Here is a 7599-nt window from a genome sequence, read left to right on the forward strand (position 1 = left end):
TGATGCCCGCTGCCTTCGCGTTCCGTCCGCCCCAGGTGCCGTCTTGTCCGATCTCGCCCAGAACCCGCCCGCCGTCCGTACCGTCCTCGCCGGCCTGATGCTGTCGATCTTCCTCAGCGCCCTCGACCAGACCATCGTCGCCGTCTCCCTGCCGGCGATCTCGGCCGACTTCGCCGACCTCGACCTGCTGGCCTGGGTGATCTCGGCCTACATGGTGGCGATGACCGTATCGATGCCGATCTACGGCAAGCTCGGCGACCTCTACGGCCGCCGCCGTCTGATGCTCTTCGCCATCGTCGTGTTCACCGCCGCCTCGCTGCTTTGCGGGCTCGCGCAGAGCATGGGCCAACTGGTGCTGGCGCGAGTGCTGCAAGGGGTCGGCGCGGGCGGGCTGATGGCGGTGAGCCAGGCGATCATCGGCGACATCGTCCCGCCGCGCGAGCGCGGCCGCTACCAGGGTTACTTCAGCAGCATGTACGCCATCGCCAGCGTCGCCGGCCCGGTGCTCGGCGGCCTGCTCACCGAGTACCTGTCGTGGCGCTGGGTGTTCTGGATCAACCTGCCGATCGGCCTTCTCGCGCTGGCCATCTCGCGGCGGACCCTGGTCGGCCTGCCGGTGCCGCGCCGGCAACCGGTGATCGACTACCTGGGCATCGTGCTGATGGTGGTGGGCCTCACCGCGCTGCTCCTGGCCATCACCCAGATCGGCCAGGGCGCAGCCTGGAGCGACCCGGCGCTGCTCGGCCTGTTCGCCCTGGCGGCGCTCGCCCTGCTGCTGTTCGTCGCCCAGGAGCGGCGCTTCCGCGAACCGCTGGTGCCGATGCAACTGTTCGCCGTCCGCGCCGCCACCCTCAGTTGGCTGGTTGCGTTCTTCGCCAGCTTCCAGGCCATCTCGCTGACCGTGCTGGTGCCGCTGCGCTACCAGAGCGTTACCGGCGCCGGCGCCGACAGCGCCGCGCTGCATTTGCTGCCGCTGGTCATGGGCCTGCCGCTGGGCGCGTACTGCTGCGGGCGGCTGACCGCCAGCCTGGGACGCTACAAGCCGCTGATCCTGCTCGGCGCCGTCCTGTTGCCCTGCGGCATCGCCGGCCTGGCCCTGGTCCCGGTCGGCGACCACTGGCTGTCCGGGCTGTGCATGCTGCTCACCGGGATCGCCATCGGTACCCAGTTCCCGACCAGCCTGGTGGCCGCGCAGAACGCCGTGGAGCAACGCCACATCGGCGTCGCCACCAGCAACGCGACGCTGTTCCGCTCCCTCGGCGGGGCGGTCGGGGTGGCGCTGATGTCGGCGATCCTGCTAGCCCTGCTCAAGCACCTGCGGATCGGCGGCGGGCTCGACCAGGGCTTTTCCGAGAGCGCCCTGCTGAGCAGCCTGGACGCCGCCAGCGGGCCGGCCCGGGTGATCCTCCAGCATGTCCTCGCGGATGCCTTCAAGGTGCTCTTCCTGGTCAACGCGGCGGTGGCGCTGCTCGGCCTGGCGGTGGCCTCGGCACTGCCCGACATGACCCTGCGCGGCCGCGGCGCGACGCAACCGGCGGCAGGCGAGTGAGCGGACGCCGATAATCGAACGCTTTCGTCCCGTTGGCGACGGCGTCCGGTTTACAAAAGTAACCGTTCGGTACATTTTCCCGGCATCGATGACATCATTGCTGTGGAGGCTGCGCCATGACGCGCACGGTATTGGTCCTGAACGGCCCCAACCTGAATCTGCTCGGCACCCGCGAGCCGCAGACCTACGGCCGGCGGACCCTGGGCGAAATCGCCGCCGAATGCGCGGCCTTCGCCGAGACGCGCGGCTTCGCCGTGGACTTCCGCCAGACCAACCAGGAAGGCCAACTGCTCGACTGGATCCACCAGGCCCGCGGCCGGGTCGCCGGCATCGTCATCAACCCCGCCGCCTGGACCCACACCTCGGTGGCGCTGCGCGACGCCCTGGCCGCGGTGGAACTGCCGGTGGTCGAAGTGCACCTGTCCAACGTCCACCAGCGCGAAGCGTTCCGCCACCACTCCTACGTCTCGCCGGTGGCGCTGGGGGTGATCTGCGGATTCGGCAGCCTCGGCTACCGCCTGGCCCTGGAACATTTCGCCGAGCGTTTCGAGGCGGCCGCATGAGCGCGCCGCGATCGGTTCTCGCCGGCCTGATCGGTGCCGGCATCCAGGCGTCGCGGACCCCTGCCCTGCACGAGCGCGAGGGCGACGCCCAGGGCATCCGCTATCTGTACCGGCTGATCGATCTCGACCCGCTGGGCAAGTCGGCGGACGACCTGGAGTTCCTGCTCGCCGCCGCCAGCGACCTCGGCTTCACCGGGCTGAACGTCACCTTCCCCTGCAAGCAGGCGATCATCCCCCTGCTCGACGAACTCTCCGCCGAGGCGCGCGGCATCGGCGCGGTGAACACCGTGGTGCTGCGCGATGGCCGGCGCATCGGCCACAACACCGACTGCCTGGGCTTCGCCGAGGGCTTTCGGCGCGGCCTGGCCGACGCGCCGCGCCAGCGCGTGGTGCAGATGGGCGCGGGCGGCGCCGGCGCGGCAGTGGCCCACGCGCTGCTCGCCGAGGGCGTCGAGCGGCTGGTCCTGTTCGACGTCGACCCGGCGCGGGCCCAGGCCCTCGCGGACAACCTCAACCAGCACTTCGGCGCGCCACGAGCGCTCGCCGGCAGCGACCTGGCCGGCGCCCTGGGCGACGCCCAGGGATTGGTCAACACCACCCCGGTGGGCATGGCCAAGCTGCCCGGCATGCCGGTGCCGGCGGAACTGTTGCGCGCCGACCTGTGGGTCGCCGAGGTGATCTACTTTCCGCTGGAAACCGAGCTGCTGCGCCAGGCCCGCGCCCTCGGCTGCCGCACACTGGACGGCGGCACCATGGCGGTGTTCCAGGCGGTGAAGGCATTCGAACTGTTCAGCGGAGTAGAGGCTGACGCCGCGCGCATGCAGGCGCACTTCGCCAGCCTGGGCGACTGAATGGCCCCCCTCTCCCGCCAAGGGGAGAGGGGACGGCAGTCAGGCACGGATGTAGCGCAATACCGCCTCGCCGATCATCCGCCGATGCCGCTGGCGAACCTCGGCGTCGTGCAGGTCGGTGCGGAAGATCCGCGACACGGTGTAGCGATTGGACACCCGGTAGAAGCAGAACGAACTGATCAGCATGTGCACGTCGAGCGCCTCCAGCCCGGCGCGGAACACCCCTTCCGCTTCGCCGCGGCGGAGAATCTCGGCGATGCTCTGGACGATCGAGCTGTTGACGCTCTGCACCAGCTCGCTGCTGGCGATGTGCTCGCCCTTGTGGATGTTCTCGATGCTGATGATGCGCACGAAATCCACGTGCCGGTCGTGGTAGTCGAAGCTGAACTCCACCAGCTTCTCCATCGCCTTGGCCGGCGGCAGCGCGCCCAGCCGTAGGGTGCCCTCGATACCGCGGATGTCGCTGTAGAGCTTCTCCAGCACGGCCTGGTAAAGCTGCTCCTTGCTGCCGAAGTAGTAATAGATCATCCGCTTCGAGGTATGCGTGCGCTCGGCGATGGCGTCGACCCGCGCACCCGAGAGGCCCTGGGCGACGAACTCGTCGATGGCGGCGCGGAGGATGTCCTGGCGGGTCTTCTCGGGATTGTTCTTGCGTCCCTTGCCGCGCGGAGCGGATTCCTCCACGACGGCGGGATCAGGCTTGGACATCGGTGACTCACTCGTGGCCGGCGGGAATTGCGGCCGATTATGCGGGGCCCGCCCGGCTGTAGGAAGAGCACCTGCCGGAGCCCCGACAATTCTCACAGCTTGACCCGGCGCACACCCCGCCGCGCTTGCGCCATCGCCGCCAGGCGCACCGGCACGTTGGCCGCGCCGTAGCCGGCGTAGCCGTGGCGGCGCTGGAGGATCTCGAAGAAGAAGCGTTCCTCGAACGGCTCGGTGAACACATGGAACAGCTCGCCGCCCTGGGCGTCGCGGTCGTAGAGAACGTTGTAGTAGGCCAGTTCGCTGAGGAACTCGTCGTCGAAGTCGAAGCGCGCGGCGAGGTCGTCGTAATAGTTCAGCGGGATTTCCAGCAGCGCGACCCCGGCCTCCTTGGCCTGGGCCACGGCGGCGAAGATGTCGGCGCAATCGAAGGCGATGTGGTGCACGCCGGAACCGCGATAGCTGGACAGCGATCGGGCGATGGCGGTGTTGCGGTCCTCGGAAATGTTCAGCGGCAGGCGCACGCTGCCGCAGGGGCTACGCACGGCACGGCTGGTGACCAGGCCATAGGGGTCGGGCAGCACCACCTCGTCATCGGCGCCGAAGTCGAACAGGCTCTTGTAGAACAGCACCCAGCTGTCCAGGCCTTCGGCGGGCAGCGCCAGGGCCACGTGGTCGACGCGTCGCAGGCCGAGGCCGGAGGTGTCGGCGTCGTTCGTCACGAAGTCGCTGTCGTAGATGCTGCGGCCCTCGGTGTGCCGCTCGACCAGATACAGCAGGCTGCCGTCGAGGGCGCGCACCGCCGGGATTTCCCGCTCGTTGGGGCCGAGCAGTCCGAGGTACGGCTGGCCTCCGTACGCACGAGCGCGCCCCAGCGCCTGGCCGGCGTCACGCACGCGCAGCGCGGTGGCGCACAAGGACGGTCCGTGGGCCTCGAAGAAACCGTGGGCGAAGGAATAGGGCTCGGCGTTCAGTACCAGGTTGATCTCGCCCTGGCGCAACAGGCTGACATTCTTCGAACGGTGCTCGCCGGCCCTGGCGAAGCCCAGTCGCTGCAACCACTGGCCAAGGCGCGCGCCGAGCGTCTCGTCGACGGCGAACTCGAGGAACTCGATGCCGTCGCAGAGGCTCGCCGGCGGCGGCGCGAACAGCTCGTCCACCGCCACGTGCGGCGTCTGGCGTTGCAGGCGCTCGCGGGTCTTCTCCTCGAGGTAGAGCAGCGAGCGCAAGCCGTCGACGGCGTTGGCGCGGGTCGGCGCGGCGCGGAAGCCGTCGTTGAAGACCTCCAGCGACAGCGGACCGCGATAGCCGGACGCGACGACCGGCGCGAGGAAGCCTGCCAGGTCGAAGCCGCCCTGACCCGGGAAGCAGCGGAAGTGCCGGCTCCATTCCAGCACGTCCATTGCCAGCAAGGGCGCGTCGGCCACTTGCACGAAGAAGATCTTTTCCCCCGGAAGATCGGCGATGCCGCGCGGATCGCCGTCCAGCGAAAGGGTATGGAAGCTGTCGAGGATCAGCCCGAGGTTAGCCTGGTCGGCCCGCCGCACCAGGTCCCAGGCCTGCTCCCAGGTGTTCACCTGGCGCCCCCAGGCCAGCGCCTCGTAGCCGATGCGCAGGCCGCGGACGGCGGCGCGCTCGGCCAGCAGCCGGAGGTCATCGGCCAGCAGCGCCGGTTCGCCGAGGGCATCGGCAGCGACGTTGCTGCACACCAGCATTAGGTCGGTGCCGAGTTCCTGCATCAGGTCGAACTTGCGTTCGGCGCGCTCCAGGTTTCGCCCCAGGCGTTCTCGGCGGCAGCCCTCGAAGTCGCGGAACGGCTGGAACAGCAGGATCTCCAGGCCCAGGTCGGCACACAGCCGGCGTACGTCGCGCGGGCTGCCGTCGTAATGAAGCAGGTCGTTCTCGAAGATTTCCACCCCGTCGAAACCGGCGGCGGCGATGGCCTCGAGCTTTTCCGGCAGGGTGCCGCTCAGGGATACGGTGGCGATCGAACGCTGCATGCTTCGACTCCTCAATGCGCCCTACGGCGCCTGGCGCCGCGCGAGGGCCGGCGGCGGAACGGCGGAGGCGCGGATAGCCCGCGCGGGATGCGCCGGGAAGCCACTTCGGGTCGCTGAGACCGCTCGCCCGGCAAGCCGATTATTGGTTTGCGCCAACTGACGGGCAACGCAAAATGTACGAACTGGTTAGTATTCCGTTCGAATATCGAACGGAAGCACGATTATCGAATTGACGCTTTTTCGACCAATCGCGCACCATCGCAGCCACCCGTGCAGGCCGTCCCGATCTGCCGGAAGCGCTCCGCGCTTCTTCCCCGGGCACCTGCGCAACCCACGCGACATAACAATTTCAAGAATCGGGTACCCGCTCATGTCCATCGCCGACCTCTCCGTCCGCCCTCCATCCCGTCCGCTCGCCGCTCGCCCGGCCCGACCGCCCCTGGCCCGCTGACACCGGCGCGGCCCCTGGCCCGCCTGCGTGCAACCCAGAACGACAAATCCAGGCCGGGCGCCCAGGCGCCGGCCGCCGAAAGGATGGCCCCGTCAATGATCCACTCTTCCAGCTCTCGACTGCTCGCCGCCGACGCCCCGCGGGAATCCCGCGGCGGCAGGATCCGCAACGCCTTCGCCGTCGGCCGGACGCGCTGGGGCATGCTCGCCCTGGTGTTCTTCGCCACCACCCTGAACTACATCGATCGCGCCGCCCTCGGCGTGATGCAGCCGATCCTGGCCGAGAAGATGAGCTGGACGGCGATGGACTACGCCAACATCAACTTCTGGTTCCAGGTCGGCTACGCCATCGGCTTCATCCTCCAGGGCCGCTTCATCGACAAGGTCGGGGTCAAGCGCGCGTTCTTCCTCGCCGTGCTGCTCTGGAGCCTGGCCACCGGCGCCCACGGCCTGGCGACCTCGGCGGCGGGCTTCATGGTCTGTCGCTTCATCCTCGGCCTGACCGAGGCGGCCAACTACCCGGCCTGCGTGAAGACCACCCGCCTGTGGTTCCCCGCCGGGGAACGGGCGGTGGCCACCGGCATCTTCAACGCCGGCACCAATGTCGGCGCGATGGTCACCCCGGCCCTGTTGCCGCTGATCCTCGGCGTCTGGGGCTGGCAGGCGGCGTTCCTCTGCATGTCGGCGCTGGGCCTGGTCTGGCTGGTGTTCTGGTGGCGCAACTACTACAACCCCGAGGAGCATCCGCGGGTGAAGCAGAGCGAGCTGGAATACATCCAGCAGCAGGAGGAGCCGCCCGCCACCCGCGTGCCCTTCTCGCAGATTCTCCGCCGCCGCGGCACCTGGGCCTTCGCCCTGGCCTACTCGATCACCGCGCCGGTGTTCTGGTTCTACCTCTACTGGCTGCCGCCGTTCCTCAACCAGCAGTACGGCCTGGGCATCAGCGTGACGCAGATGGGCATCCCGCTGATCCTGATCTGGTTGACCGCCGACTTCGGCAGCGTCGGCGGCGGCATCCTTTCGTCCTGGCTGATCGGCCGCGGCATGCCGGCGATCCGCGCGCGCCTGCTATCGATGCTGCTGTTCGCCTGCACCATCGTCGGCGTGGTGTTCGCCGCCAACGCCAGCGGCCTGTGGATCGCCGTGCTGGCCATCGCCCTGGCGGTCGGCGCGCACCAGGCGTGGACGGCGAACATCTGGAGCCTGGTGATGGACTACACGCCCAAGCACCTGATGAGCACGGTGTTCGGCTTCGGCGGCATGTGCGCGGCGCTGGGCGGGATGTTCATGACCCAGATCGTCGGCGGCGTACTGACCGCGACGAACAACAACTACGCGGTGCTCTTCACCATGATCCCGGCGATGTACTTCATCGCCCTGACCTGGCTGTACTTCATGGCTCCGCGCCGGATCGAAGCCTGAGTCCAAGCGCCCGGCGCTCGCCGGGCGCCTCCCTGCCTAGAGAACAAGAACGAAGGGAC

General features: G+C 68.8%; 6 protein-coding genes. 4 read left to right on the forward strand and 2 right to left on the reverse strand.

The window, feature by feature from the left end; genetic code table 11:
* Nucleotides 1–43 precede the first annotated feature (43 nt).
* From FFS27_RS05125 to FFS27_RS05135, 3 genes are all read left to right on the forward strand, one after another.
* Entirely contained in the window at nucleotides 44–1549 is a 1506-nt protein-coding gene (locus FFS27_RS05125; protein ID WP_003084091.1) for an MDR family MFS transporter, read from the forward strand.
* 116 nt (nucleotides 1550–1665) lie between these two features.
* Nucleotides 1666–2112 (forward strand): type II 3-dehydroquinate dehydratase, encoded by a 447-nt coding sequence (gene aroQ, locus FFS27_RS05130; protein WP_003084089.1) that lies wholly within the window; start codon nucleotides 1666–1668, stop codon nucleotides 2110–2112.
* Entirely contained in the window at nucleotides 2109–2963 is an 855-nt protein-coding gene (locus FFS27_RS05135) for a shikimate dehydrogenase (RefSeq protein ID WP_003137120.1), read from the forward strand. Before aroQ ends, FFS27_RS05135 begins: the two co-directional genes overlap by 4 nt.
* A gap of 39 nt (nucleotides 2964–3002) precedes the next feature.
* On the opposite strand, the gene FFS27_RS05140 is transcribed toward FFS27_RS05135, so the two are convergent.
* Complete coding sequence (locus tag FFS27_RS05140; protein ID WP_003101858.1) at nucleotides 3003–3671, reverse strand: TetR/AcrR family transcriptional regulator; 669 nt, start codon at nucleotides 3669–3671, stop codon at nucleotides 3003–3005.
* Nucleotides 3672–3763: 92 nt separating this feature from the next.
* Entirely contained in the window at nucleotides 3764–5668 is a 1905-nt protein-coding gene (gene quiC / locus FFS27_RS05145; protein WP_021263259.1) for a 3-dehydroshikimate dehydratase QuiC, read from the reverse strand.
* 546 nt (nucleotides 5669–6214) lie between these two features.
* Here quiC and FFS27_RS05150 point away from each other — a divergent pair.
* Nucleotides 6215–7540, forward strand: coding sequence for an MFS transporter (locus tag FFS27_RS05150; RefSeq protein WP_003101861.1), 1326 nt, complete (start codon nucleotides 6215–6217; stop codon nucleotides 7538–7540).
* Nucleotides 7541–7599: the final 59 nt, after the last annotated feature.

This window comes from Pseudomonas sp. 2VD, assembly GCF_005503585.1.
GTDB lineage: Bacteria > Pseudomonadota > Gammaproteobacteria > Pseudomonadales > Pseudomonadaceae > Pseudomonas > Pseudomonas aeruginosa.